Source organism: Nocardioides sediminis (genome assembly GCF_003047295.1).
Lineage (GTDB): Bacteria > Actinomycetota > Actinomycetes > Propionibacteriales > Nocardioidaceae > Nocardioides > Nocardioides sediminis.
Genome location: NZ_PZYZ01000001.1, coordinates 227,298 through 249,606, shown reverse-complemented (window position 1 = coordinate 249,606; position 22,309 = coordinate 227,298). Strand labels below are relative to the sequence as shown.

The window sequence follows — 22,309 nt, the reverse complement described above, 5'->3', positions numbered from 1 at the left end:
TCGTACGACGTCCCGCGCCTCAGCGCGACCACCACGGCGTCACCAGTCGAGGCTCACAGGATGTGGTCTCGCGACGCGTGCCCCGCTACCAGCCCTTGAGCTGCTTGGTGGCGTTCTCGCCGAGATCAGGATCGTCGACGAAGCTCTCGAGCGCCTCCTTGGCCGCCGCGGACCTCAGCCGCTTGAGGCCCAACAGCAGGAGTACCCGAGACTCTCCGTGCTCCTCGCACCGGGCCTCCGCGACGAGCTCGTCGACGGTCTCGTCGGTGACGGTACCCGCCATGGCGACCGCCAGGCCCTGCTGCAGGTCGAAGGATTCGGTCGTCGAGCGGTAGAGATTCACGATGGTCGGCCACCCCGGGGCTGCCTTGCGGAACGAGAGCGATCGGGCGATTCCCTCACGGATGCGGTCGGGGTAGGAGTCGTCCTTGAGGTGCTCCTCAAGCACGGGGATGGCCACGGAGTAGTCGTCCGAGGTGTTGACCAAGTCCCAGACAGACTTCACCTCCACCTCGATGTCGGCGAGTGCCCGCACCAGCGGCGCCTCCGCCTCGGCGTACCGCTCCTCCTGCTCCGCGAGCTCACTCTCCTGCTCGGCCTGGGCGGCCCGGTGCTCCGGGTCCGCCTCGAGCTCCTTCATGAACTCGTCCGCGCTTTTCGGCTTCCTCTTGCTCATGGGATGAACCTTAGGTTGAGGGGGACAGTGGGATCCGCGATCGCGTCCTGCAACGGACCGGACAGGGTTGTCCCGCCATTGGGTCGGACGTAGAGATCAACCTGCCGCCCCGTCCGCTGCGCGTAGTCGACGTTGTCGCGCAGCCCTCGAGGCTGCCCGGGGACACATCGACTCCGACGCCGCCCAGGCGTGGGCGGTCCAGCATGCCCGGCAGCTGCTGGCGATCGCGGGGGCTGCTGCCCCTCCCCCTGTCTCGCCACATGTCACGGTGCCCGTCGCGCCCCCTCGTGCACGGCTCGTGCTCGACGAGGAGCACTGGGAGGTCACCCGCAACGGGCTCGCCCTGCAGATCACGCTGACGCAGTACCGCCTGCTGTGCGCCCTGCTCCGGGCGGAGACCCGGACGGTCCCCACCCGGCGCCTGGCGGCGCTGATGTTCGGCAGCGCCTACCACGAGACCGAACGCGTCGCGGCCCACGTCAGGCGGCTGCGTCGTCGGCTCGTCGAGGAGGACGTCGACTGCTGCTCGCTCGACACCGTGCGCGGGGTCGGGTATCGGCTGACCTGGACGTCCTGACGCAGGCGACGCCGCCTGACGCGGGCGACGCCGCTTGGGTGTGGCTTTGGTGTCACCTGATGGCACCAAAGCCACACTCAGGTCCGCCGTCGGCGTCGGAAGATCGGTCTCGTCGGCACGGGGAAGGTTGGATCGCCAGGCAGCGGGCATGGTGGCGTCCGAGCGCCCGCCGGCGCACCCGACTGCGGAGGAGCCCCATGGACGACAGCACGTACGACCCCCAGGCCGGCACCCGCTTCGCCACCACTCGCTGGCGCGAAGGGTACGACGTCGCCTCGGTCGACGCGTTCGTGGCGCGCGCCGAGCGAGCGGTCAGCATGCGTGACCGCTCGGTGACCGCCCGCGAGGTGGAACGGGTCCGCTTCGCCCCGGTGCGACTGCGCACGGGGTACGACATGGGCGACGTCGACACCCACCTCGCCCGCCTGTCGGAGGAGCTCCGGGCCATCGAGGGTGTCGGCGACTAGAGCGACGCCGGCGGCGTTGTCCACAGATCGCCGTCGCCGGGTTACGTAGCGCGCTGCCGACGGGAAGAGTCGACCCCGGTCGTACTCGTCCGGCGTGAGACCGGTGATCTCGGGAGGCGCGATGAACGTCAGGCTCGACCCTGCCCAGCTGTCGATCGGCGCCGACCGCGTCGAGGCGCGCGCCGCCGACATGGCGACCCGTCGTGCGCAGGTCGGGGCGGCCGTGGACGCGCTCCTGTCGACCTGGCACGGTGCCGCTGCCGAGCGCTTCGCCGGGCTGTGGGAGGAGTGGCGTGACGGTGCAGACACGGTCATCGCCGGCCTGTCGACGAGCGCGGTCGCCCTCCGTGCGGCCCGCGACGACGTGACGCTCGCCGACACGTCCTCCTCGGAGACGCACGACCTGCTGGCGACGCGGCTCGGATGACCGCGTACGACGTCGACGTCGACGAACTTGTTGCCGTCATCGCCGCGATGGAGGCGTGCGGTCAGGGTCTCGCCGACCTCGCGACGGAGGTCGAGTCCGCCCACCGGGTGCTCCACGACGGCTGGACCGGGCTGGCAAGCGACGCCCACACGACGTCGCACTCCTCGTGGCGCTCGTCGTTCGCCGAGATGACCGCTGCTCTCGAAGGGCTGCGCACGGTCGGCGACACCTCGCGGTCGAACTACACGCTCGCGGTCGAGGCCAACGTCGCGATGTGGGAGCAGGTCCGGTGAGGGTCGCCGTCGAGACCGCCGGGTTCACCTCCGCGGCCGACGCGTGCCGCACCGGCAACCAGATCTCGGCACTGTTGTGCGAGTCGCTGGCCGGCAAGCTCGGCGGGTACGCCGGGATGGCCGGCGACGACGCGACCAGCGCCGAGTTCGCCGCGTCGTACGACGCCAGCGCCCGGCAGGCCCTCGACACCATGGCCGAGCTGACCCACGCCTTCATCGGCCTCGGCCGGCTCCTGCGCGCCTCGGGTGCGAACCACGACGACGCCGAGGCCGCCTCCGCCGCCGTCTCTGCGTACACCGGCGGGGCGCTCGGCGAGGACGACTACGTCCGTGTCTCCCCGGCCTCGCCGCCGTCGAGCCTCGGCGCGAACCCGGTACCGCTCGGCACGGTCGAGACGTTCATCCTCGACCACGTCGAGGGCTTCGTCTGGCCCGACGCCGACGTCGACCTGCTGCTCGACGCCGCCACCGCGTGGCGCCGGGCCGGCGCGGCCGTGGCCGACCTCGACGCCCACTGCGACATCGCCGCCGGCTTCCTCGAGCACCAGGTCTCCGCCGAGATCCCGCTCGCCCTCTCCGCGCTCGACGAGCTGCGTTCCCTCGTCGGCGACACCGCCGATGAGCTGATCGCGGTCGGGACCTCGTGCGAGGAGTACGCCGACGCCGTCCGGGACACCCACGACCGCACGCGCGCCTTGCTCGCCGAGATCGGGCAGATGGTCGTGGAGGGCGCCGTGATGTCGGCCGTCATCGGCGGCATCACCGGCGGGTTGGGAGCCGGCGCCGCGGGAACTGCGGTCCTGGCCCGGATCGGAGCGCAGGCGCCACGGTTCCATGCGCTGCTCGTCGGGCTGAGGGCGACGAGCACCGCGACAGCCGGTCGGCTCCGCACCGCCCGCGACGGGCTGAGCACCGTCCGGACGCGGGTGGAGAAGTTCGCCCGCGTGCCCGCGCGGAATGAACGCGGGTCGATGAAGGTGCCCGGAGGCTGGGGTGGCACGCGGAAGCCAGGGTGGCTCCGAGCCCACGATGTCCCGCCTGGCCACACCGTCAAGCAACACGTCGGCCAGTCCCTCGATGAACTGCGCCAACGCGTTGTTGCCGAGGGCCGTCGCAGGGCGTCCTCATTCGATGACCTCGCCTCAGCGGAGCGGCTCCTGAACGACGCCCTGATTCGCCACTCCGACGAGATCGACCAGTGGATCAAGAGCGGCAGTGCCGACAAGCTCGTCCTCGACGCGGAGATGGGCAGAGCCACAGGCACAACCGTGCTGGCGGACGGGTCGATCGTTCACCCGACCGCGATTAAGATCGTGCTCATTCCCAAGCCCGGTACCCGCGATGGATGGCAACTCCTTACGGCGTTCCCCAACTAGGACGAGGACATGGACAACCTCAAGCACCTCATCAGCGGGTACTTCTACGAGCTCTGGGACCAGCACGAGTATGCGTCGTGGGAGGACGCCGTCGACGACTTCGTGAGGCGTTCGCCCGAACGAGCCCGAGCTGTTCCTAGCGAGATTGAGGGTCTCTTGGCCGAAGACCTCAACGATGAGCAACTTGGTACCAGGCTGGTTCAGTGGGGATTCGATGCCACTCCGGTTGGCGGCGAACGCATATGGCTTTCACAGGTGGAGAGCCGAATTGAGGCCGACCTGGCAGCCAGATCAGCCTAGACCGCCTGTGGTGCGGCATCGGGCTTCGCACTTGCACAGCCATCTGCGTACCTGGGCATCCGAATCCAAGACCGCGTCTCTCCCCCGTAGCGAGGAGGTCTCCGGTGAACAAGGCCGACTACCCCGCCCTGTCGCAGTTACTTGGTGCCTACTTTCACCAGGACTGGCACGACGAGTACGGCGGGTCTTGGGAGGCTGCCGTCGACGACTTCGCCCGACGCGAGCCGTCACGGGTCCGCGGTGTCACGGCCGAGATAGCGACCCTGATGCGGACGACCCACAGCGCTGCCGAACTGAAGAAGGCCCTCGACGGACTCGGCAACTTCTATTGGGCGGGCGACGATTCCGAGTCGTACAGCGAGTGGCTCCGGAACATCAAGGCTCGCCTCGAGCGCGAAACCCAGAGCCGCCCAGCCGCACCCGTGGCTCCAGACACCCGCCGCGGAGCTTGAGGAGCACTCATGGCCACCGGTGCATCTGCCATCGTCGTCTAGATCCTCAGCCGGCGAGCCACGTCGTCTCCGCCGACCCGCCGTACGGTGTCGGGATCCCCGACGACCACGAGCACGTCCGTGGCCCGCGACATCCCCACGTACAGGCGCTCTCGTGCGCGGTCGCGCGACCCGTCCTCGTTGAGGCAGAGCACGACGGCGCGACGTTCGAGTCCCTTGCACCCGAGGACGTGTCCGTAGAAGACGTCGTCGTCCCAGTAGGTCCCCCAGTAACCCTCCTGGTCGTGGAAGTCGGTGCGCTCCACCTGGACCGGGTGCCGGTGACCGGCAGTGAGCAGCGCGATGTTCCGCGCGTCCCAGCCGTCACCGAGCAGCTTCTCGACCTCGTCGTCCGCCACGGCGATCGCGTCGTCCAGGGTCGCCTCCACGAATCGGACGGCTGGTCCGTCGCCGCCGCGGGAGTACATGCGGCTCGGCGCCAGCGGGCCGAACGACTCATGGATCTGCTTGGTGTTGCGCAGGTTGTGGTCCAGCACCAGCGGAACCAGTGCCACCGGCGGACGGCCGAAGCGGGCGAAGATCCGCTGGTTCTCGTCGGAGTAGACGAAGAGACCGCCCTCCTCCTCGTCGCGTAGTGACCGCAGCACCGGCGTCCACCACGAGTCAGCGAAGTCCTGCGCCTCGTCGACGATGACGGCGTCGTACTTCTTGCCCTCGGGCAACGCGACGGCGAGCTCGGCCATCTCGGCGGGCAGCCGTTCCTCCCAGAACTCGCTGTCGGACCGGTCCCCGTCGGCTGCTCCCCACTGCTGGCCGAAGGCATGGAACGTCCCGACGAACGCCGGCCGGTGACGGCGGTCCCAGGTGGCGACCTGTCGCTTGAGGTGCTCGGCGAGGCCGATGGAGTAGCAGAGCAAGGCGACGCGTTGCGCCGGCCGTCCCTGACCGCCGCGGGTGAGCTCCTTGGCCTGCTGGAGGGCCAGCACGGTCTTGCCACTCCCGGCGCCGCCACGCACCTCGACCCGCGGGAGCAGGCGGGTGACCCGCAGGATCGTCGCCTGCTCCAGCGTGAGCCGGTCGAACTCGGCGGCTCGCTCGTCGGACTCGGCGTTGACGTCGTAGGGCGCCGGGAATCGCCCGGTGAGGATGTCGGCGATCGCCTCCACGTCGTCGTACGTCGGGGGGCGCTGGCCGTGCAGCATCCACCACGCGTTGTCGCGCACCCGGGCACCGATCGCGGCGAGGTCGTCCTTGTCGTGGAGGGCCCAGCGCGGCAGCTCGGGGACGGTGAAGTCGGCGGCGAACGTGGAGAAGCGGGTGACGAGCCCGTGCCCCCAGCCGACGCGCCGGGCCGCCCCGCCGTGGGGGTGCTGCTCGACGTACCGCTTGAGGGCGTGCTTGGCGGTGCGGACCTGGTCGACCGGACGGATCCGGCGGTGCACGCCCTTGCTCGCGATCCACCACGCGTGGCCGTCGGCGTCGTCAGGCTCGACGTGCACGCTGCCGCCCTTGACCTCGAGGACGAGGATCCCCACGTCGGGCATGAGCACGACGAGGTCGGCCTCGACGTCCTTCTCGGCGTCCGTGAGCCGGAGGTTGGCGATCAACACGTCGTCCGGACCGAGCGCCTCGCGCAGGTGCTCCCAGACCTCGCGCTCCGAGGTGGTCTGGAACGTCGGGGACTCGGGAATCAGGCGAGGCATGCGACCACCCTCGCACCGCGGGTCCGCCGCCGTGGACCGAACCGGGAGATCACCGACCCGAGCCCGCTTCGTCCTCGTCGAAGAGCGCCAGCTGGTCGAGCTGGACCTTGCGGACCGGTGCGTCGACGAGCAGCCGCAGCGCCGCCCGCATCCGCGCCGTCAGCTCGCGGAGGTACTCCTGGCGGGCTCGTGCCACCTGCTCGGCCTTGCTACGGCCCTGGTCGCGGGCCTCCCGGACCTTGCTGCGCATCTCACGGCGCCGCTGCTCGTTGATGCGCACCGCCTTGAGCAGCAGGCCGGTGTCGTTCTCGAAGATCCGCGCCATCGTGGCCGGCCCCACCGAGCCACGCTGTGCGCGCTCGAGCTCCACCATGACGCCGTAGGCCGTGGCGAAGCGGCCGTCCGTGGGCCGGGACGCCGGCAGACCAGCGGGCTGGCGCGTCGTCTGGTCGTTCATGCACCGACCGCCGACGCGATCGACGAGGTCGCTGGCCCACACGTCGACCTGGGTGACCAGGCGCTCCATCTCCATCCCGAGCTGGGCGGGCACGACGACCCGCACGTCGAGCTCCCTCGTGACCCGGATGTGGCCATCCTGCACCGAGAACGTGAGTCCGAACTCGCGCCGGTTGAGGAGGTTGACCTCGAGGAGTGCGCGCTCCTCGTCGACCACGTCGCTGACCAGTGGTGCGTGAAGCAGGACTCGCGGCGTCTGAGATCCGACGGTCACCCAGACGACGCCCCGCTTGGTGTCGAGCGGCAGGTCGCCGTCCTCGTCCCACGCCGGCAGCTCGTCGTAGAGGCCGCCCACTGCGAGCTCGACTGCTTCGCGGACCTGGTCCGGCGACTGCGGGCTCATCGGCTCGTCCGGGTCGGGCTCGCCGCGCCGTGGCATGGGCGGGACGATGCCGCGCGAGGCCTCGACCCGCTGCTCGTCCGACAGTCCGGCACTGACCAGGTAGGTCGGGTGCACGACGGCGTACACCTCGCGCAGCGCGCGGACCATCATCACTGCGGCACGGTCGGCCTCGCGCTGCTCCAGGTCAGTCCAGTAGTTGGTGGCACCGGGCAGCTCCGCGGCCTCGGGCTCGGCGAAGCCGAGGTGCTTGAGCATCCCGTCCTGGGACACGTCCAGCGCGAGCTCGTCAGCGAGATAGACGTTGCTGACCGCCTCCACCCGCAACCACCCCTGCCCGGCAAGAGCCTGGCAGTACGGCGCCGCGCCGCCCTCCCTCTCGACGGCGAGCTCGACGACGACATGCTCGTCGTCCTCGAGGCTTGCCAGCCGATCAGCAAGGCGCTGACGGAACTCGCGCCAGGCCGTCTCCACCGCGTCGTCCCAGCGACGCTCCAGCTCTCCACTCATCTCGACCCCCGATCCGGGACGCCCCCGCGACCCGTCGTGACCGACCCTAGGGACGACCACCGACACCGCCTGGCGGATGGTCTAGCCCACAGCACGACTCGACAGAGCTGCCTTCGGATCAAGTGGCGCACAGCCGCGGTGGCACCATGGGCAGCGTGACCGTCCTGCCGCAGAGCCGGCCGCTGACCGCGGATGACCTCGCCGGGGTGCCCGACGACGGGCATCGCTACGAGCTGGTCGACGGGACCCTCATCGTGACGCCCGCCCCATCAACGCGGCACCAGCGCGCGGTCGCCCGCCTGCTCAAGGCGCTGCTCGAAGCACTCTCAGAGGACCTGGAGGCCCTCGCCGCGCCGTACGACGTGCGGCTAGCCGACGACACGGTGCTCCAGCCGGACGTCCTCGTGTGTCGCCGCGCTGACCTCACCGAGCTGTACCTTCCCACCGCTCCGCTGCTGGCCGTCGAGGTGCTGTCACCGTCAACTCGTTTGGTCGACCTGAGCCTGAAGCACGGCCGATACGAAGCTGCCGGCTGCCCGTCGTACTGGGTGATCGACCCGGACGAGCCTTCCCTGCGTGCGTGGGAGCTGCGCGACCGGACGTACGTCGAGGTCGCCGTCGCGGTGGGGAACGAGGAGTTCCTGGCGACGCTTCCCGCCACAGTGACGCTGGTGCCCGACGACCTCGTGCGCTGAGCGCGCCCTGCTTTGGATGCGATTGTTCTCCCATGAACGACGACGAGCTGTTCGCCCTGCTCACCGCGATCGAGGAACGCGTTCCAGTCGAGGACAAACCTGCGTGGTTCGAGCGAGAGGCAGGTGACCTCGATCCGGGCGAGTACGGCCGTGCCTCACTGCTCATCGCGGCTGGCGAGCACTGGCAGATGCGCGGGCGGTACGACGAGGCCCGTCGCTGCTTCCACGCCGCACAGGAGGACGGTGGTGAGACTCGTTCGGAGCCCACCGCCAACCTGTTGTCACTGGCGTTGGACGAGGGCGACGAGGATGCGGCCCGCGCCTGCGACGCCGAGCTCCGACAGCTCGCCCGCCGCGACGGGGTGAGCCCGTCGACCTGCCACCTCGTCGGGGAGGCCTACGAGATCCACGACCAACCCCGCCTCGCCCTGCGCTGGTTCAACATCGCCTTCACCCACGAGGATCCGTCCGAGGACGGCATCGACGACCTGCTGCTCACTGCGCGGCGCAGGGTGCGCAACTCGCTGGGCCTCGCACCCGACCGCCTGGACGCGCTTGCATCCCGGCATTGACGATCCCACCCCCGGGAAGGGCGTCGCCGCTCGACTTGACGGTGCGTGCTCCTGAGCAGGCCACTCGTGTGAACTGTCTCAGCCGTTCTGGCGCTGCTGCTGCCGCTTCTTCTTCCGTGGCGCGGGCTTCTCGACGAGATCCGGGTCGGCGGGGGTCATCTGCTCCGCCATCTGCTCACCCACCCAGTCACTGGCCTTCTCGAGTCCGCCGCCGGTCAGTGCCCCAAAGAACAGCACGCCAGCGAGCACGGTCGTGATGAGCCGTCGGCCTTTCCTCCGGGGCGTGCGGGCGGCCGACCCGGAGCCAGCGGGTAACGACGACCGGCGGTGCGGAGCGCTGGTACGTCGAGTGGCACGGCGTACGGCCTCGACGCACCGCTCCACGTCGCCCGCCTCGAGCACGCGCGGCCGTGACGTCAGCATCTCCACCAGGTTGGCGGTCGAGCAGACCATCACGTCGCGGGCCCAACCGGTCAGTGGCTCGTCACGCACGAAGCACAGGACACCCATGCAGAGGTTCGGCACCGGCAGCAGTGCCTGCACCGCGATCGCGGCTTCGGCGGCGGACGCGACGGTCGGCTCGCGGCGCCGGCCGTCCTGCAGGAGCACCTGGTCGCGCACCTCGACCCGCCCCGACCAGTTCTTGGCGTCCACCACGAACACCCCACCAGGCCCGATGACGACGTGGTCGAGGTTGGCCCGCGGCCGTCCCGGCCAGGCAAGGTCGTGCAGCACGACCCAGCCCTCGGGCAGGGACTCGAGCGCACGCGCGACCTCGACCTCGCCCTGGGCACCGCGCTCCCACAGCTCCGCCGACCGCTCCAACCGAGCGGCCTTCTCCCGCTGCCGTCGCGCGACGTCGTACGCCGACTCCCCCGCTGCCATGTGGCTCACCCCCGGCCGTGAGGTTAGACAACGACGGCGCTGCGCGCGGCCGAATCGAGCACGCGGCCGCGATGATGCGCGTCGTGCGCATCGGAACCTGGAACTTCGCCGGTCGCTGGTCCGACGACCACGCCGCCTTGCTCGAGGACACAGCCTGCGACGTCTGGCTGCTGACCGAGGTGAACGAGCGCACGACGCTGGGTGGCTACTCGCTCCACCCATCGCAAACGCCGATGGCAGACCGCCGTCACTGGGCGGCGGTCCTCAGCCGCGAGGCGATGAGTCCTCTTCCGGACCCGCACCCGGCGAGCGCGGCCGTACGCATCGGGACCACGACCTACGTCAGCTCCGTGCTGCCGTGGCGGTCATGTGGGGCGAAGCCACCCTGGATCGGCAAGGACCACGCGGCCAGGACCGAGAGCGCGATCAGTGAGCTCGCCTCGAACCTCGGGCAAACGCAACCCCTGGTCTGGGGCGGGGACTGGAACCACGCGCTGACAGGACCGGAGCACGCCGGTTCCCACTCCGGCCGCCGGGCCGTGCTCGGTGCGCTCAAATCGTTCGGGCTCGAAGCTCCGACGGCAGACCTGCCGCACGCGATCGACGGCCTGCTCAGCATCGACCACGTCGCCGTACCGGTCGGTCGTCGCGCCGCCGCGTCGAGGGTCTCGGCGGAGCGCAGTGGCCGGCGCCTCTCCGACCATGACGCCTATGTCGTGGATCTCGACGCCTGAGAAGAGCAGCGTCTCACCGCCCGTCCGGACGTACGTAGGTGTGCCAGACGTATCCCCACGGCACGGCAGCGGCAATGACGACGAGGAGCGAGCAGTTGACGGCGACGTCGACGAAGGCGCCGTCCAGCTCCCCGGCGACCGCCCTTGGCGCCGCGACAAGAAGGAGCCACAGCACCTTCCACAGCACCTCGAAGACCAGGATCGGCAGCATCCGGATGGGACGCCAGACCCCAACGAACGCGAGCAGCGAGATGGCTGTCAGCAGGCTGAGCGTGACGCCTTCGTAGAGCGGCATCGCGTGCGCGTCGGGCAGCAGCGGCCACTTCACGAGCACGAGCCCGACTCCCATCACGAGGTAGCCGCCACGCATCGCGTGAAGGCGGATCGCGGACAGCTCAGGAGCGGCGGGCGCCGCCTCAGTCAGCACGGACATGGACTTCTCCTTCTCGGGTGGTGGTGAGGACGCGCAGCCCGAGCAGCGCCGCCCCGATGTCGCGCAACCCCGAAAGCACGCCGTACAGCTGGGCCTGGTCGGCCAGAGGGCCGGTCAGGGTGGTGGTGCCGTCCGCGCCGCGGACGAGGTCGAGGCCGCCGAGCCGCTCGGACCAGTGGTCGTCGAGGTGTCCCTCGACGCGGATCTCGTACGCCGCCGGGCCGGTCATGACGACGCGACCTCGACGGCGCGTGGACGCGGGGTACGACGACGCGCCGGCCGTCGGATCGCCCACTCGGCGACCGCGATGTTGATGACCCACCCAGCCGCCTTGAGCAGGTCGCCACGGGCCTCGCCGTAGCCGAAGATCGCCTCACCGAAGCCCTGGGTGAAGACCTGCGTGCCGGCGGCCACCGCGAGCGCGTAGGCCCGGATCATCCAGGCCCGGTGGGTCGTGAAGTCGCGTCGTCGGGCGGCGGCGACCCCGACCACGAGGCAGCCGATCATGGCAGTAGCGACGACCAGGCGGAGGACGAAGAGCAGGACCCCGGTGCCGGGCTGCGGGTCATACAAGAGCGTCAGCCACAGCGCCGAGCCGGCCACGAGCAGACCGGCCACGGCGAGCACCCGGCCGGCGCGGCGGTGCCAGCCGGGGTGCCGCCGACGGATCCGCGGCACGAACTGGAAGGCCCCGACGAGGGCGAAGACCGCCGACCCGACGATGTGCACCACCAGCGCCACCGGCCAGCCGGCCCACCGGTCGTCGGCCGGCATGATCTCGGGACCTCCCGCCAGCTGCACCAGCCGGAGGGTTCCCGATGTCACCGGGACGAGGCAGAGGACGACCAGGGCGACGGGCAGCCGCCAGCCGGCCGCGACGGTGCTCATGACCGGACCCTCAACGATCGGCGGGCTCGAGGACCGCGCCGGCGAGCTCGGACCCACGGGAGTGACTGGGGTCGCTCGGGTTGCGCCACAGGGAGACACCGAGTCCGATCAGCGCGACGGCTTCGGGGACCGCGAGGGGTCGGTTGAACGAGTCCGGCAGGACGGCGAGCGCCGCCGTGGCGGTGGTGCTGACGGCGAGGAGCACTGAGGCCCAGCGGGCCAGGACGCCGGCACGGAACAGCGCGATGCCGAACAGCAGCCCGCCGAGGATGTAGCCAGCACCGCTGACGTTGAGGACGACCTGCATGGCACCGATGTCGCCGGCGGGGGTGCCTCCCTCCGCCGCGTGCACCACGTCCATGACGTAAGCGGCGTTGGTGTCGAGCAGGGTGGGGAGGATCGTGGCGGCGATGACCTGGACGGTGAGCATCGTCAGGTAACCGATGGCGAAGACGGCGTACCCGATGAGTCCGAGGAGCCCGGTCTGTCGGTGCTGGCGCAGCCAGATGCCGGTGATGCCCACGAGCGCGAGGACCGCCATCACGGCCTTGGCGCACGAGCGCGCGACCCACTCGGTGGTCTGGGTGTCGAAGGCCGACCCGGCGGGGTGGTCGACCTGGACGGCGATGAAGATGGCTCCGGCGGTCGCGGCGGCGGCGCCGGCGGCCCTGGTGAGTCCGCTGCTGGTGACGTTCATGATCGGCTCCTGGCTGAGTTGGACTGAAGGGACCGGGCGGGGTGTCCGGCGATGTCCAGGACGCTAGGAACAGAGGTGGTGACCGCACATCACATCGCGATGTGACCCGCGTGGTGATCCGACCTCGAGACGCTCGGTAGGTGGGTTGACGTACCTGCACGTGGGCGATCCGGCGGGATCACCCCGATTGCCGGCCCCACATCTGGATCGGTGTCCACTGGTGGCTGTAGTAGTTGGGCACCGGGTCGATCGCATCCGTGAGCACCGTTACGTCGCTCGGCTCATCAGCCGGAACGGCGATCACTCCGCCGGGCAGCGCATCGTCATCCTCGGTCCAGGCCGCGTACAGCAGCGTGGAGCCGTCCGGCGACCACGAGACCGTGAACGGGTACCAGAACCGCCCGTCGGCCTCTGGTGCGTCGATGACAGTCTCGGATCCGTCGGCGACGGCGGTGAGGACGACTTCGTGTCGCTCTGCGTCGCCGGTGAGGCGCTGGTAAGCGATCCGATCCCCGGTCGGCGACCATACCGGCCCGATGCCGTGGAGCGTCTCGCCCACATCTGCGTGGAGCAGCCGCTCGTTGGTGCCGTCGCCGTCGACCAGCCGGAGCTCCGCTTGGTCGGTCTCGCCGCCCGTGTACGCCAGCGTCGCGCCGTCCGGCGACCAGGTGAGGTGTGCGGCCTCGACCGAGCCGAGCTGGCGAATCTCCCGTGTCGACAACGAGTAGACGCGGACCGGAGCCGACACCGTGGGATCCGCCCGACTGGTTCCCATGTCGCCTGCGATGGCGAGTTCGTCGGTGCCGGGGCGCCACTCGAGATCGCTGGGCCGGAGATCTGGCAGACGGCGAATCGCGCCGGCCTGCGTGTCGACCACCCACACCTCGCCGGCGCCGGCCAGGGCGACCCACCGACCGTCTGGTGCCCACGTTCCGCATGGGTGGGGGTCGTGGCCCTCAAGCACGTCGAACCCCTGGAGCGCGATCACGGTCGGGGTCCCGGCCGTGCCGCTCCGGTCGACCGGGACGATCACGAGCTCGGCGTCGCTGGCCCTCGAACCTGACGGAGGGCTCAACCGGCCGAACAGCAGCCGCCGGCCATCCGGCGACCACGCCGGACACGCTTCGCTGGCCCCATCCGAGCCGGCGACCTCGAGCGGGCGGGCGTCCGCGCCCGGCCGGACGAGGTAGACCTCGCCACCGCCCTGCCAGGCGTCGACCGCTACCCATCCGTTCGTGCCAGCGCCAAGCGCCGTCGAGTGGGGGACGCCCGGCGCGGCGGGCTGAGGCGATTCGGTGAACGTGACGCCCGTGGCCAGCGTGGTCCCAGCCACGATCACGGCAACCGCGGCGGTCGTCGCGATGATCGAGAGGACGCGGTTGCGGCGTGCCCGCTTGCGGCCCGCCGCCACGTAGGACGGCACGTCGAACGCCAGCGCTCCCGGATGCTCGTCGACGGCGGCGTGCAACCGAGCGGCCCAGGTCTCCTCGGAGGCGCTCATGACCGATCCTCACTTCGATAGTGGGAGGTCAAGGCGTCCTCGAGCTTGTGCAGTCCGATCGCGCACTGACTCTTGACGCTGCCCTCACTGATGCCCAGATCCAATGCTGTCTCAGCCACTGACAGCCCCCAGTAGTGACGCAGCACGACGACCCGGCGCTGCCCCACCGGAAGGGCCTTCAACGCCCCGATCAGGGCCCGATGGTCCTCGTTCGTCATCTCCGTGACGGGCTCGTGCCCCTCCAGCGACTCGGTCTCCCGCCGCCACGGTCGTCGTAGCTCGTCGATGTGCGAATTGACGATGATCCGGCGCGTATAGCCGTCGAGTCTGTCACCGCGTGCCAACCGTGGCCACGCGAGGTAGAGCTTGAGCAGAGCGCTCTGCACGAGGTCGTCGGCCAGGGCCACGTTGCCGCACAACAGGTACGCCGTGCGCCAAAGCGCCGGCCGGGACGCCGCGACGTACTCGGCGAACTCTTCGTCCTGCTTGGTCGCACCCATGGCAACCTCCGTCTGCGTCACATTGTCCAACGGAACCGACGCGACATCGGTTGCATCGGACAGCCGCCCCCCGCGGCTAGCGAAGTCGTCCGTCGAGGAATTTCACGTCCCAGACCTCGTAGGGCCGGCCCCTCCCCGATGACCGTCGTCGTTCCTCCGCCGAGCGCGATGGTCTGGTGCAACCCGGCCAGGGAGCCAGGACACGCCCAGTCAGATCAGGTCGCGCTCGGTCGCGCGACGTACGGCGGCCCGCCGGGTGTTGACGTCGAGCTTGCTGAAGATGTGCTTGGTGTGGGTGCGCAGCGTGTTGAGCGAGACGTAGAGCCGCTGCGCGATCTCCGGCCCGGTCAGCTCGGTCGCGAGCAGCCGGAGCACCTCGATCTCGCGGTCGCTGAGCCCCTCGCTCGACGCGGGCTTCACGACCGGCTCCTCCCGCGAGTCCGCCGCCAGCACCGTGGCCGCGAGCTCGTCGTCAGAATCCAGCAGCAGCTCGACCATCGCCGCCCCCTCGTCGAGGAACAGCCTCCGCCACCCGAGCGGCACGGCGAGCCGCAGAGCCTCCCCCAACGCCTCCCGCGCCGCGTCGAGGTCGCCCCGGGCGCGGTGCGCCAGCGTCCGTACGACGAGCGCGTCGGCGACGCTGCCGTCCCGCCCGCCGTCCGTCCCCGCCGCCACGACGCGCGTCGTCAGGGCGACGACGTCGTCGTGGTCGGTCATCTCAGCCACCCGCAGGCGGGCGAGGGTCAGCTGGTCGTACTCGTCGAGGTACTCCCCCTCCCCGAGGTTGACGTCACGCGAGCTCGCCCACTCGCGGGCGTCGGCCAGCCGCCCCCGGGTGATGAGGATCCGGGCACGGGCCGCGGGGATCGGCCGGACGTCGGGGTAGTACCCGCGCAGGAAGAGCGGATCCGCCTCGTCGAGCATGGCGACCGCTCCGTCGAGGTCACCCCGCGCCCGCAGCAGGGCCGCGCGGGCGACGGGGGCACGATGCCGGTTCTCGAGCAGCGAGGCGCGCTCACCGAGCTCCGCCGCTGCCTGGAGGTGCGCGTCGGCGGTCGCCAGCGAGCCCTGCTCGACCAGCACGCCTGCGAGCCCGACGTGCAGGTCGCCGGTCGTCGACAGCGGCGGACCCGGGGTCGCCTCCGCCGTCTGGAGGGCCCGCTCGTAGAGGCGTCGCGCCTCGTCGGGTCCGCTCCGAGCCAACGCGATGCTGGCCAGCACGACCGTCATCCCGAGCCCGTCGGCGACGTTGCCCGCCGCCTGGATGTGCCGCCGCGCCTCGCCGAAGGTGTCGACCTCGGTCGGCAGGTCACCCGCCGCCCAGGCCGCCAGCCCGAGGAAGCCGGACGACGCCCCGAGCACGAAGTGGTCCTCGGGCCCGGCGAGGTCCCGCGCGCGGCTCGCGTGGGCGACGGTGCCGGCGACGTCGCCGCGGGCCTGGGACGCCGTGGCCCGGTAGACCTCGATCATCGCCGGCAGGGTGGCCAGGTCCTGCTCGCGAGCCGCCCGCGCCCCGGCCGACCCCGACGCGGGAGGTGAAGGCTCCGATCCGAGCGCCGCCTCCGCGGCGTCGAGCCACTGGTCCATGCCCGCGAGGTCGCCCTCGGACAACCGCGCCCAGGCCAGGTGCGTGGACAGCAGCGGCCGGCGTCGTACGACGTCCTCCGGCAGGGCCCGCAGCCAGTCGCGCATCGTCCGGTCCTCACGGCGTTGCCGCATGCCGGGCACCGCGAGCTCCACCAGGTCGGCGGCCTGCTCGTCGTCGGCACCCGCGAGGGCATGGCCCACGGCGTCGGGCAGCCGGTCGTGCTCGGCGTACCAGTCGGCGGCGGCACGGTGCAGCCGCGCGACGCGCAGGGCGTCCTCGGCCACGAGCCGCGCGCGCAACGCCTCGGCGAAGAGGTGGTGGTAGCGCCACCACTGCCGCTGGTCGTCGAGCGCGACCACGAAGAGGTTCGCCCGCTCGAGCGCCTCGAGTCGCTGCTGGGAATCACTGCGCCGGGTCACCGTGTCGCACAGCGACGCGCTCAGCTCGTCGAGGACGGAGGTGTCGAGCAGGAAGGTCCGTACGTCGTCGGGCTGGCCTTCCAGGACCTCCTCGACGAGGTAGTCGAGGACGAAGCGGTGGCTCCCGGCGAACTCCTCGACGAAGCCGTCGGTGTCGCTCGCCCGTGCTGCCGACAGGGCCGCGAGCTGCAGCCCGGTCGCCCACCCCTCGGTCCGCCGCTCGAGGGCGGCGACGTGCTGCGGCGACAGGCCGAGACCCATCACCTCGTTGAGGAACGCCGTCGCCTCGGCCTGCGTGAACCGCAGGTCCGCCGCCCTGACCTCGAGCAGCTCGCCGCGCGCCCGCAACCGGGACAGCGGCAGCGGCGGGTCCTCCCGTGTCGTCATCGCCAGCGTGACCTGCGGTGGCAGGTTGTCGAGCAGGAAGGCGACCGCCTCGTGCACCTCGGGGCTGTCCACGACGTGGTAGTCGTCGAGCGCGATCACGGTCCGACCGAGTAGCGCGTCGAGGTCGTTGACGAGGCCGACCAGCACGTCCTCGGCGCGGACCGCGCCCTCGGCGTCCAGCAGGGCCGTCGCCTCGGCGCCCACCTCCGGCGAACCGACCTGGACGGCCGCAACGAGGTGCGTGAGGAACGCCCGGAGGTCGGCGTCCCCGGCGTCCAGCGACAGCCACGCGACCCGGGCATCGGCAACGGCGAGCCACTGCGTCAGCAGCGTCGTCTTGCCGAACCCCGCCGGCGCGGCGACGAGCACGAGTCGCGGCACCGACCCCGACCGGAGCCTGTCGGTCAGACGATCCCGTACGACGAGCGAGCGACGCGACCGCGGGACGCGCAGCTTCGTGCCCAGCACCGCCATGGCGTCAGCGTAGAGCGGTCTCGGCCTACTGGTCGGCTCTCACCCGTCTGGTGTCGTGTGCCCACATCGCGACCTCGACGCGGTTGCGGGCGCCGAGCTTGGTCATCAGCGATGCGACGTGGGTCTTGACCGTGCTCAGGCCGACGAAGAGCTCGGTGGCGATCTCGGCGTTGGTCCGGCCCCGGGCCACCAGCGCGAGCACCTCCTCCTCGCGCCCGGTGAGCGGGACGAGGGGCTGGACGGGCACCACCGGCGCCTGGTCGGCGAAGGCCGCCAGCAGCCGGCGCGTGACGTTGGGGGCGATCAGCGCGTCCCCGTCGGCCGCCGCGTGGATGGCCTGCACCAGGAGCTCCGGCCCGGCGTCCTTCAGCAGGAAGCCGCGTGCGCCGGCGCGGAGGGCGCCGAGGACGTACTCGTCGAGGTCGAAGGTGGTGATCACGACGACCGCCATCGGGTCCGTCACGTCCGGCCCGGCCAGGCGCCGCGTCACCTCGACGCCGTCGAGCCCGGGCATCCGGATGTCGACGAGGAGGACGTCGGGGCGCAGCCGGGTCGCCAGGTCGAGCGCGGCGAGCCCGTCCGCTGCCTCCCCCACGACCTCGACGTCGGGGTGCGCGCCGAGGATCATGACCAGCCCGGTCCGGACCAGGTCCTGGTCGTCGGCCACGACGACCCGGATGGTCATGCCGGCGCCTGCACGGGCAGCACGGCCTCGACCACCCAGCCACCCTCGGGCCCCGGCCCCGCGGAGAACGATCCGCCGAGGAGCTGGGCGCGCTCGGCCATGCCCAGTAGGCCGAACCCGGGCTCCGGGGCCGATCCCGGGTCGGTCCGCCCGTCGTCGCTGACCCGCAGCCGGACGGCGCCGCCCTCCCGGCGTACGTCGATCCCGACGCGGGTCGCGCTCCGGGCGTGCCGGACGGCGTTGGTCAGCGACTCCTGCGCGAGCCGGTAGAGCGCGGCGTCCACGGCGGGTGGCAGCGGGGCCGACGAGCCGTCCAGCGAGACCTCGACGGTGGGCGTCGCGTCGGAGCGCGCCAGTGCGGACAGGTCCGCGACGCCCGGCTGCGGTGCGTAGGCGGCCGCGTCGTCCTCGCGCAGCACCCGCACCATGGACCTCATCTCCGCCAGGGTTCGCGACGCCTCGGACTCGATCGCGGCCAGGACCTCCACCGCCTTCTCGGGCTGGGTGCGGGCGACCACGCCGCCGGCCTGCGCCTGCACCGCGATGGCGGAGACGTGGTGGGCCACGGTGTCGTGCAGCTCGCGCGCCAGCGCCACCCGCTCCTGGTTGCGGATCTCGCGCTGCTGGCGGTGCCAGAGGTCCGCGCGGTAGCGGAACACCGCCGCGAGGGCGACGACCAGCAGCAGGAGCACGGTCCCGCCGAAGACGTCGGACCAGCCCGCGGAGGCGGCGTACATCCCCAGCGCGACGACGACCGTCACGAACGCAAGCCCTGCGACGATCTCCCGTCCCGAGCCCCACCGCACCAGGGAGTAGAGCAGGACCAGGACGGCCATCATGGACCACAGGCCGAGGTCGCCGCTGTGCACGGTCAGCTGGAGGACCGCGAGCAGCCCGGCGACACCCCACCCGATCAAGGCGGCCACCAGGGGGCGGTCCCGCCGCCAGAGCAGGGCAGGCACCAGCGTCAGGGCGAGCACCGTCACCAGGGGTCGCCAGGCCAGGTCCGGTCGAACGATGCCCTCGACCACGGCGGCGGCCGCGAACACGCCCACCAGCAGCCGGTCGGGTCGACCGACGGGTGGGGCGTCGGCAGGCCGCGGCTCGTCCCAGAGGGAGCGCCGGACGGTGACCACGGCCCCAGCCTAGGGACAGGCGGGCCTCGGCGTACCCGCCGAAAGAACGAGACCAGGACCATGCCATCGGCCAGGCGGATCCCGGCCTCCGGGCCGAGGCGCCCACCGCCGGGCTGGGCGAGCGTGGACCCACCGATCCTCACCACGACGAAGGGGCCCACGATGACCACACGTCACACCACCACCGCACTGGAAGACCGGCCGATCCCGGTGCAGGCCAGGCTCGCCGCCGCGTGGACGAGCTTCATGTTCCTGTACGCCTACGTGGACATCCTCGGCTTCTACACGCCAGGCACGGTCGAGGACATCCTCGACGGCAGGGTCTACGAGTTCGACCTCTCCCAGACCTTCTCGGTCTCGGCGCTGGCCGCCCTGGCCGTCCCGATCTTCATGGTCGTGCTGTCGACGACGCTGCCCGCCCGGGTCAACCGCACGACGAACCTCGTCGTGGCCGCGCTCTACGTCCCGTTCACGGTCTTCAACGTCGCGGGCGGGTTCTACCTCTACTTCTACGGCCTCGGTGTCGTCCTGGAGCTGGTCCTTCTCGCCCTCATCGTGCGGTGGGCCTGGACCTGGCCCCGCACCGCCGCCGGCGGAGTCACCGAGCGACCGTCGCCGACTACGCTCGCCGCATGAGTGCACCCGTAGCCCTGGTCACCGGCGGTTCCTCGGGCATCGGGGAGAGCACCGCCCGGGCCCTGCTCGCGAAGGGCTTCACGGTGTACGCCGTCGCGCGTCGCGTGGACCGGATGGCCGCGCTGGCGTCGGAGGGGGTGCACACGTTCGCGATGGACGTCACCGACGACGACTCGATGGTCGCGGGCGTGCAGCGGATCGTCGACGAGCAGGGGCGCCTCGACGTCCTGGTCAACAACGCGGGCTACGGCTCCTACGGGGCCGTCGAGGACGTGCCGATCGACGAGGCGCGGCGGCAGTTCGAGGTCAACGTCTTCGGCCTCGCGCGCCTGGTCCAGCTCGTCACGCCGCACATGCGGGCGCAGCGGTCCGGCCGGATCATCAACATCTCCTCGATCGGCGGGAAGTTCTACGAGCCGTTCGGCGCGTGGTACCACGCCACCAAGTTCGCCGTGGAGGGCTTCAGCGACAGCCTGCGGATGGAGCTGCGGCCGTTCGGCATCAAGGTCGTCCTCATCGAGCCCGGCCCGATCCGCACCGAGTGGAACGAGATCGCCCGCGACTCGCTGCTCGAGCGGTCCGGCGACGGTCCCTACGCGTCGTACGCCCGTCAGGCGCACGGCGTCATGGAGCGGTTCGACCAGCCCGAGCGTGCCTCGACGCCCGAGGAGGTCGCGGACAAGATCGTCAAGGCGGCGACCGTACGACGCCCTGCCGCCCGCTATCCCGTGGGTCGCGGCGCGCGGGTGATCACCACGTCCCGCGACCTGCTGCCGGACCGGGTGTTCGACGAGGTCGTGAGCCGGACCTACGGGACGCGGTAGTGCCCTCGTCGCTGCCCGCGTTGGTGGCCCGGGCGGAGGCGCTGCTGGACCGGTCGGAGCGGGTGGTGCTCGGCATCACCGGGGCACCGGGCGCGGGCAAGTCCACGCTCGCCGAGGCGCTGCTCTCGCGGCTGCCCACCCGCCTCGGCGCCGACGCCGTCGGACACCTGCCGATGGACGGCTTCCACCTCGCCGACGTCCAGCTCGACCGGCTCGGGCGGCGGGACCGGAAGGGCGCGCCGGACACGTTCGACGTCGCCGGGTACGTCGCGGCGCTCCGGCGCCTGCACGACGAGCGCGACCGCACGCTGTTCGCACCGGGCTTCGAGCGTCACCTCGAACAGCCGCTCGCCGCCGCCATCGCGATCCCGCCGTCCGCGCGGCTCGTCGTCACGGAGGGCAACTACCTGCTGCTGCCCGACGACGGGTGGGAGCGCGTCCGTCCCCTCCTGGCCGAGGTCTGGTTCACCGAGGTCGACGACGACGTCCGCCGCGGTCGCCTGGTCCGTCGCCACGAGCAGTTCGGCAAGTCACCCGAGGCCGCCCGCGCCTGGGTCGAGCAGGTCGACGAACGCAACGCTGAGCTGGTCGCCGCGACCCGCGCCTCGGCAGACCTCGTCGTGCCGCTCTCGTCACTCGACCGCTGAGCTGCGACGTGGGTGGTCCGTCCCACGGGGCACCTCCCGCGGGATGCGCGTTTCGGCCGATGCCGCAAGGACGTCGCTCGTCCTAGCGTCGGGTCATGGACACGACGCTGCCGGTGCTCGCGGGGACGGTCTCCACGATCGTCTTCGTCGGGAGCGTCTTGCCGATGCTGCACAAGGCGTTCCGCACGCGGGAGCTGTCGTCGTACAGCCTCGGCAACATCGTGCTGGCCAACGTCGGCAACACGGTGCACTCGGTCTACGTCTTCGCGCTGCCGCCGGGGCCGATCTGGGTGCTGCACACCTTCTACCTGGTCAGCTCCGCGCTGATGCTGCACTGGTGCCTCCGCTCCCGCGCGGCCGCCAGAGGGGACGACGTACGACCGGCAGTCGTCGGGGTGTCGCGATGACCCTGCGGGCGCGGCTCACGGACCTGGCCGACCGGATCCCGCTGCCGGCCGAGACCCTCGGTGGCATCGTGGTCGGCGTGGTTGTGCAGCGGTGGCGTCCGTGGCCGATGCCCGCCGTGGCCCGCCCGGCCGGCGTCCTCTGCTCCGTCGTGGGGGTCGGTCTGGTGGCGGTGGCGTGGCGCGAGCGTGGACCGGGCGACTTGGAGCACCCGGTCGTCCTCGTCACCACCGGCGTGCACGCACGGACCCGCAACCCGATCTACGTCGGCTTCACCCTCGCCCACCTCGGCCTGGCCGCCGCGACCCGCAACGGGTGGATGCTGGCCACCTGCCCCCTCAGCGCAGTGCTCGTCCATCGGTACGTGCCGCGCGAGGAGCGCCAGCTCCACGAGCTGTTCGGCGCCGAGTACGACGCCTACCGGGCGAGGGTGCCGCGCTACCTGTGACCAGCGCGGGTCACCCGGTCTAGACACCCCCGCAGCGCCTATCACCGACCGCGCCGTCGGCGTAGATTCGAGGACTGCCCTCCCACCCCCCGATCCCGAGAGGTGGGTGACCACACAG

General features: G+C 71.3%; 28 protein-coding genes. 15 read left to right on the top strand and 13 right to left on the bottom strand.

The window, feature by feature from the left end; genetic code table 11:
• Positions 1–85 precede the first annotated feature (85 nt).
• Positions 86–676 (bottom strand): hypothetical protein, encoded by a 591-nt coding sequence (locus DAI17_RS01190; protein WP_107771074.1) that lies wholly within the window; start codon positions 674–676, stop codon positions 86–88.
• Between the two features lie 268 nt (positions 677–944).
• Here DAI17_RS01190 and DAI17_RS20820 point away from each other — a divergent pair, with 268 nt between their 5' ends.
• The 7 genes from DAI17_RS20820 to DAI17_RS01155 all read left to right on the top strand — a co-directional run bounded on the left by DAI17_RS20820 (position 945) and on the right by DAI17_RS01155 (position 4,568).
• Complete coding sequence (locus DAI17_RS20820; RefSeq protein WP_159081281.1) at positions 945–1,253, top strand: winged helix-turn-helix domain-containing protein; 309 nt, start codon at positions 945–947, stop codon at positions 1,251–1,253.
• Between the two features lie 197 nt (positions 1,254–1,450).
• Positions 1,451–1,720 carry a DivIVA domain-containing protein gene (locus tag DAI17_RS01180; RefSeq protein WP_159081280.1) on the top strand — a complete coding sequence of 90 codons (270 nt, stop codon included), beginning with the start codon at positions 1,451–1,453 and terminating at the stop codon, positions 1,718–1,720.
• 121 nt (positions 1,721–1,841) lie between these two features.
• Positions 1,842–2,147, top strand: a complete 306-nt coding sequence (locus DAI17_RS01175; protein WP_159081279.1) for a WXG100 family type VII secretion target — start codon at positions 1,842–1,844, stop codon at positions 2,145–2,147.
• Positions 2,144–2,440, top strand: a complete 297-nt coding sequence (locus tag DAI17_RS01170) for a WXG100 family type VII secretion target (RefSeq protein ID WP_107771070.1) — start codon at positions 2,144–2,146, stop codon at positions 2,438–2,440. Before DAI17_RS01175 ends, DAI17_RS01170 begins: the two co-directional genes overlap by 4 nt.
• Positions 2,437–3,816: an RNase A-like domain-containing protein gene (locus tag DAI17_RS01165; protein ID WP_107771069.1), complete on the top strand. Its 1,380-nt coding sequence runs from the start codon at positions 2,437–2,439 to the stop codon at positions 3,814–3,816. Before DAI17_RS01170 ends, DAI17_RS01165 begins: the two co-directional genes overlap by 4 nt.
• 9 nt (positions 3,817–3,825) lie before the next feature.
• Positions 3,826–4,116, top strand: coding sequence for a contact-dependent growth inhibition system immunity protein (locus DAI17_RS01160; RefSeq protein WP_107771068.1), 291 nt, complete (start codon positions 3,826–3,828; stop codon positions 4,114–4,116).
• A gap of 104 nt (positions 4,117–4,220) precedes the next feature.
• Complete coding sequence (locus tag DAI17_RS01155) at positions 4,221–4,568, top strand: contact-dependent growth inhibition system immunity protein (RefSeq protein ID WP_107771067.1); 348 nt, start codon at positions 4,221–4,223, stop codon at positions 4,566–4,568.
• A 38-nt stretch (positions 4,569–4,606) separates the two neighbouring features.
• Here the strand turns inward: DAI17_RS01155 and DAI17_RS01150 are convergent, their stop codons facing one another.
• Positions 4,607–6,271 (bottom strand): nuclease-related domain-containing DEAD/DEAH box helicase, encoded by a 1,665-nt coding sequence (locus DAI17_RS01150; protein ID WP_107771066.1) that lies wholly within the window; start codon positions 6,269–6,271, stop codon positions 4,607–4,609.
• Positions 6,272–6,320: 49 nt separating this feature from the next.
• Complete coding sequence (locus tag DAI17_RS01145) at positions 6,321–7,637, bottom strand: TY-Chap domain-containing protein (RefSeq protein ID WP_107771065.1); 1,317 nt, start codon at positions 7,635–7,637, stop codon at positions 6,321–6,323.
• Between the two features lie 146 nt (positions 7,638–7,783).
• Between DAI17_RS01145 and DAI17_RS01140 the strand changes: the two genes are divergently transcribed.
• Positions 7,784–8,332: a Uma2 family endonuclease gene (locus DAI17_RS01140; RefSeq protein ID WP_107771703.1), complete on the top strand. Its 549-nt coding sequence runs from the start codon at positions 7,784–7,786 to the stop codon at positions 8,330–8,332.
• Between the two features lie 32 nt (positions 8,333–8,364).
• Positions 8,365–8,904, top strand: coding sequence for a hypothetical protein (locus tag DAI17_RS01135; RefSeq protein ID WP_107771064.1), 540 nt, complete (start codon positions 8,365–8,367; stop codon positions 8,902–8,904).
• A 78-nt stretch (positions 8,905–8,982) separates the two neighbouring features.
• Here the strand turns inward: DAI17_RS01135 and DAI17_RS01130 are convergent, their stop codons facing one another.
• Positions 8,983–9,789 (bottom strand): nuclease-related domain-containing protein, encoded by an 807-nt coding sequence (locus DAI17_RS01130; RefSeq protein ID WP_107771063.1) that lies wholly within the window; start codon positions 9,787–9,789, stop codon positions 8,983–8,985.
• A gap of 71 nt (positions 9,790–9,860) precedes the next feature.
• On the opposite strand from DAI17_RS01130, the gene DAI17_RS01125 reads away from it, so the two are divergent.
• Positions 9,861–10,523 carry an endonuclease/exonuclease/phosphatase family protein gene (locus DAI17_RS01125; protein WP_159081278.1) on the top strand — a complete coding sequence of 221 codons (663 nt, stop codon included), beginning with the start codon at positions 9,861–9,863 and terminating at the stop codon, positions 10,521–10,523.
• A gap of 13 nt (positions 10,524–10,536) precedes the next feature.
• Here the strand turns inward: DAI17_RS01125 and DAI17_RS01120 are convergent, their stop codons facing one another.
• The 9 genes from DAI17_RS01120 to DAI17_RS01080 all read right to left on the bottom strand — a co-directional run bounded on the left by DAI17_RS01120 (position 10,537) and on the right by DAI17_RS01080 (position 19,231).
• Positions 10,537–10,956 carry a hypothetical protein gene (locus DAI17_RS01120; protein WP_159081277.1) on the bottom strand — a complete coding sequence of 140 codons (420 nt, stop codon included), beginning with the start codon at positions 10,954–10,956 and terminating at the stop codon, positions 10,537–10,539.
• On the bottom strand, positions 10,940–11,185 hold the full coding sequence (locus DAI17_RS01115; RefSeq protein WP_107771060.1) for a hypothetical protein: 246 nt from the start codon (positions 11,183–11,185) through the stop codon (positions 10,940–10,942). Before DAI17_RS01115 ends, DAI17_RS01120 begins: the two co-directional genes overlap by 17 nt.
• Positions 11,182–11,844: a DUF2306 domain-containing protein gene (locus tag DAI17_RS01110; protein WP_107771059.1), complete on the bottom strand. Its 663-nt coding sequence runs from the start codon at positions 11,842–11,844 to the stop codon at positions 11,182–11,184. The genes DAI17_RS01115 and DAI17_RS01110 overlap by 4 nt, the downstream gene beginning before the upstream one ends.
• A gap of 10 nt (positions 11,845–11,854) precedes the next feature.
• Positions 11,855–12,541 (bottom strand): hypothetical protein, encoded by a 687-nt coding sequence (locus tag DAI17_RS01105; RefSeq protein WP_107771058.1) that lies wholly within the window; start codon positions 12,539–12,541, stop codon positions 11,855–11,857.
• Positions 12,542–12,719: 178 nt separating this feature from the next.
• Entirely contained in the window at positions 12,720–14,042 is a 1,323-nt protein-coding gene (locus DAI17_RS01100; RefSeq protein WP_107771057.1) for a PD40 domain-containing protein, read from the bottom strand.
• Positions 14,039–14,542 carry a SigE family RNA polymerase sigma factor gene (locus tag DAI17_RS01095; RefSeq protein WP_107771702.1) on the bottom strand — a complete coding sequence of 168 codons (504 nt, stop codon included), beginning with the start codon at positions 14,540–14,542 and terminating at the stop codon, positions 14,039–14,041. The genes DAI17_RS01100 and DAI17_RS01095 overlap by 4 nt, the downstream gene beginning before the upstream one ends.
• Before the next feature lie 210 nt (positions 14,543–14,752).
• Positions 14,753–17,410 carry a LuxR C-terminal-related transcriptional regulator gene (locus DAI17_RS01090; protein WP_107771056.1) on the bottom strand — a complete coding sequence of 886 codons (2,658 nt, stop codon included), beginning with the start codon at positions 17,408–17,410 and terminating at the stop codon, positions 14,753–14,755.
• Positions 17,411–17,435: 25 nt separating this feature from the next.
• Positions 17,436–18,095: a response regulator gene (locus DAI17_RS01085; RefSeq protein ID WP_107771055.1), complete on the bottom strand. Its 660-nt coding sequence runs from the start codon at positions 18,093–18,095 to the stop codon at positions 17,436–17,438.
• Positions 18,092–19,231 carry a sensor histidine kinase gene (locus DAI17_RS01080; protein WP_107771054.1) on the bottom strand — a complete coding sequence of 380 codons (1,140 nt, stop codon included), beginning with the start codon at positions 19,229–19,231 and terminating at the stop codon, positions 18,092–18,094. Before DAI17_RS01080 ends, DAI17_RS01085 begins: the two co-directional genes overlap by 4 nt.
• Positions 19,232–19,393: 162 nt before the next feature.
• Here DAI17_RS01080 and DAI17_RS01075 point away from each other — a divergent pair, with 162 nt between their 5' ends.
• From DAI17_RS01075 to DAI17_RS01055, 5 genes are all read left to right on the top strand, one after another.
• Positions 19,394–19,867 (top strand): DUF6326 family protein, encoded by a 474-nt coding sequence (locus DAI17_RS01075; RefSeq protein WP_107771053.1) that lies wholly within the window; start codon positions 19,394–19,396, stop codon positions 19,865–19,867.
• Complete coding sequence (locus DAI17_RS01070) at positions 19,864–20,691, top strand: oxidoreductase (protein WP_107771052.1); 828 nt, start codon at positions 19,864–19,866, stop codon at positions 20,689–20,691. Before DAI17_RS01075 ends, DAI17_RS01070 begins: the two co-directional genes overlap by 4 nt.
• Positions 20,691–21,338: a nucleoside/nucleotide kinase family protein gene (locus tag DAI17_RS01065; RefSeq protein ID WP_107771051.1), complete on the top strand. Its 648-nt coding sequence runs from the start codon at positions 20,691–20,693 to the stop codon at positions 21,336–21,338. The genes DAI17_RS01070 and DAI17_RS01065 overlap by 1 nt, the downstream gene beginning before the upstream one ends.
• Positions 21,339–21,433: 95 nt before the next feature.
• Positions 21,434–21,745, top strand: a complete 312-nt coding sequence (locus DAI17_RS01060; RefSeq protein WP_107771050.1) for a hypothetical protein — start codon at positions 21,434–21,436, stop codon at positions 21,743–21,745.
• Positions 21,742–22,191, top strand: coding sequence for a methyltransferase family protein (locus DAI17_RS01055; RefSeq protein WP_107771049.1), 450 nt, complete (start codon positions 21,742–21,744; stop codon positions 22,189–22,191). Before DAI17_RS01060 ends, DAI17_RS01055 begins: the two co-directional genes overlap by 4 nt.
• Positions 22,192–22,309 lie beyond the last annotated feature (118 nt).

Bases quoted from the DNA above. Each gene is read 5' to 3' on its own strand.
- DAI17_RS01090 (WP_107771056.1), bottom strand. From the start codon at position 17,410: ATGGCGGTGCTGGGCACGAAGCTGCGCGTCCCGCGGTCGCGTCGCTCG.
- DAI17_RS01170 (WP_107771070.1), top strand. From the start codon at position 2,144: ATGACCGCGTACGACGTCGACGTCGACGAACTTGTTGCCGTCATCGCC.
- DAI17_RS01190 (WP_107771074.1), bottom strand. From the start codon at position 676: ATGAGCAAGAGGAAGCCGAAAAGCGCGGACGAGTTCATGAAGGAGCTC.
- DAI17_RS01125 (WP_159081278.1), top strand. From the start codon at position 9,861: ATGATGCGCGTCGTGCGCATCGGAACCTGGAACTTCGCCGGTCGCTGG.
- DAI17_RS01175 (WP_159081279.1), top strand. From the start codon at position 1,842: ATGAACGTCAGGCTCGACCCTGCCCAGCTGTCGATCGGCGCCGACCGC.
- DAI17_RS01100 (WP_107771057.1), bottom strand. From the start codon at position 14,042: ATGAGCGCCTCCGAGGAGACCTGGGCCGCTCGGTTGCACGCCGCCGTC.
- DAI17_RS01145 (WP_107771065.1), bottom strand. From the start codon at position 7,637: ATGAGTGGAGAGCTGGAGCGTCGCTGGGACGACGCGGTGGAGACGGCC.
- DAI17_RS01160 (WP_107771068.1), top strand. From the start codon at position 3,826: ATGGACAACCTCAAGCACCTCATCAGCGGGTACTTCTACGAGCTCTGG.
- DAI17_RS01120 (WP_159081277.1), bottom strand. From the start codon at position 10,956: ATGTCCGTGCTGACTGAGGCGGCGCCCGCCGCTCCTGAGCTGTCCGCG.
- DAI17_RS01135 (WP_107771064.1), top strand. From the start codon at position 8,365: ATGAACGACGACGAGCTGTTCGCCCTGCTCACCGCGATCGAGGAACGC.
- DAI17_RS01055 (WP_107771049.1), top strand. From the start codon at position 21,742: ATGACCCTGCGGGCGCGGCTCACGGACCTGGCCGACCGGATCCCGCTG.
- DAI17_RS01070 (WP_107771052.1), top strand. From the start codon at position 19,864: ATGAGTGCACCCGTAGCCCTGGTCACCGGCGGTTCCTCGGGCATCGGG.
- DAI17_RS01140 (WP_107771703.1), top strand. From the start codon at position 7,784: ATGGGCAGCGTGACCGTCCTGCCGCAGAGCCGGCCGCTGACCGCGGAT.
- DAI17_RS01075 (WP_107771053.1), top strand. From the start codon at position 19,394: ATGACCACACGTCACACCACCACCGCACTGGAAGACCGGCCGATCCCG.
- DAI17_RS01150 (WP_107771066.1), bottom strand. From the start codon at position 6,271: ATGCCTCGCCTGATTCCCGAGTCCCCGACGTTCCAGACCACCTCGGAG.
- DAI17_RS01105 (WP_107771058.1), bottom strand. From the start codon at position 12,541: ATGAACGTCACCAGCAGCGGACTCACCAGGGCCGCCGGCGCCGCCGCC.
- DAI17_RS01110 (WP_107771059.1), bottom strand. From the start codon at position 11,844: ATGAGCACCGTCGCGGCCGGCTGGCGGCTGCCCGTCGCCCTGGTCGTC.
- DAI17_RS01115 (WP_107771060.1), bottom strand. From the start codon at position 11,185: ATGACCGGCCCGGCGGCGTACGAGATCCGCGTCGAGGGACACCTCGAC.
- DAI17_RS01060 (WP_107771050.1), top strand. From the start codon at position 21,434: ATGGACACGACGCTGCCGGTGCTCGCGGGGACGGTCTCCACGATCGTC.
- DAI17_RS01085 (WP_107771055.1), bottom strand. From the start codon at position 18,095: ATGACCATCCGGGTCGTCGTGGCCGACGACCAGGACCTGGTCCGGACC.
- DAI17_RS01180 (WP_159081280.1), top strand. From the start codon at position 1,451: ATGGACGACAGCACGTACGACCCCCAGGCCGGCACCCGCTTCGCCACC.
- DAI17_RS01130 (WP_107771063.1), bottom strand. From the start codon at position 9,789: ATGGCAGCGGGGGAGTCGGCGTACGACGTCGCGCGACGGCAGCGGGAG.
- DAI17_RS01095 (WP_107771702.1), bottom strand. From the start codon at position 14,542: ATGGGTGCGACCAAGCAGGACGAAGAGTTCGCCGAGTACGTCGCGGCG.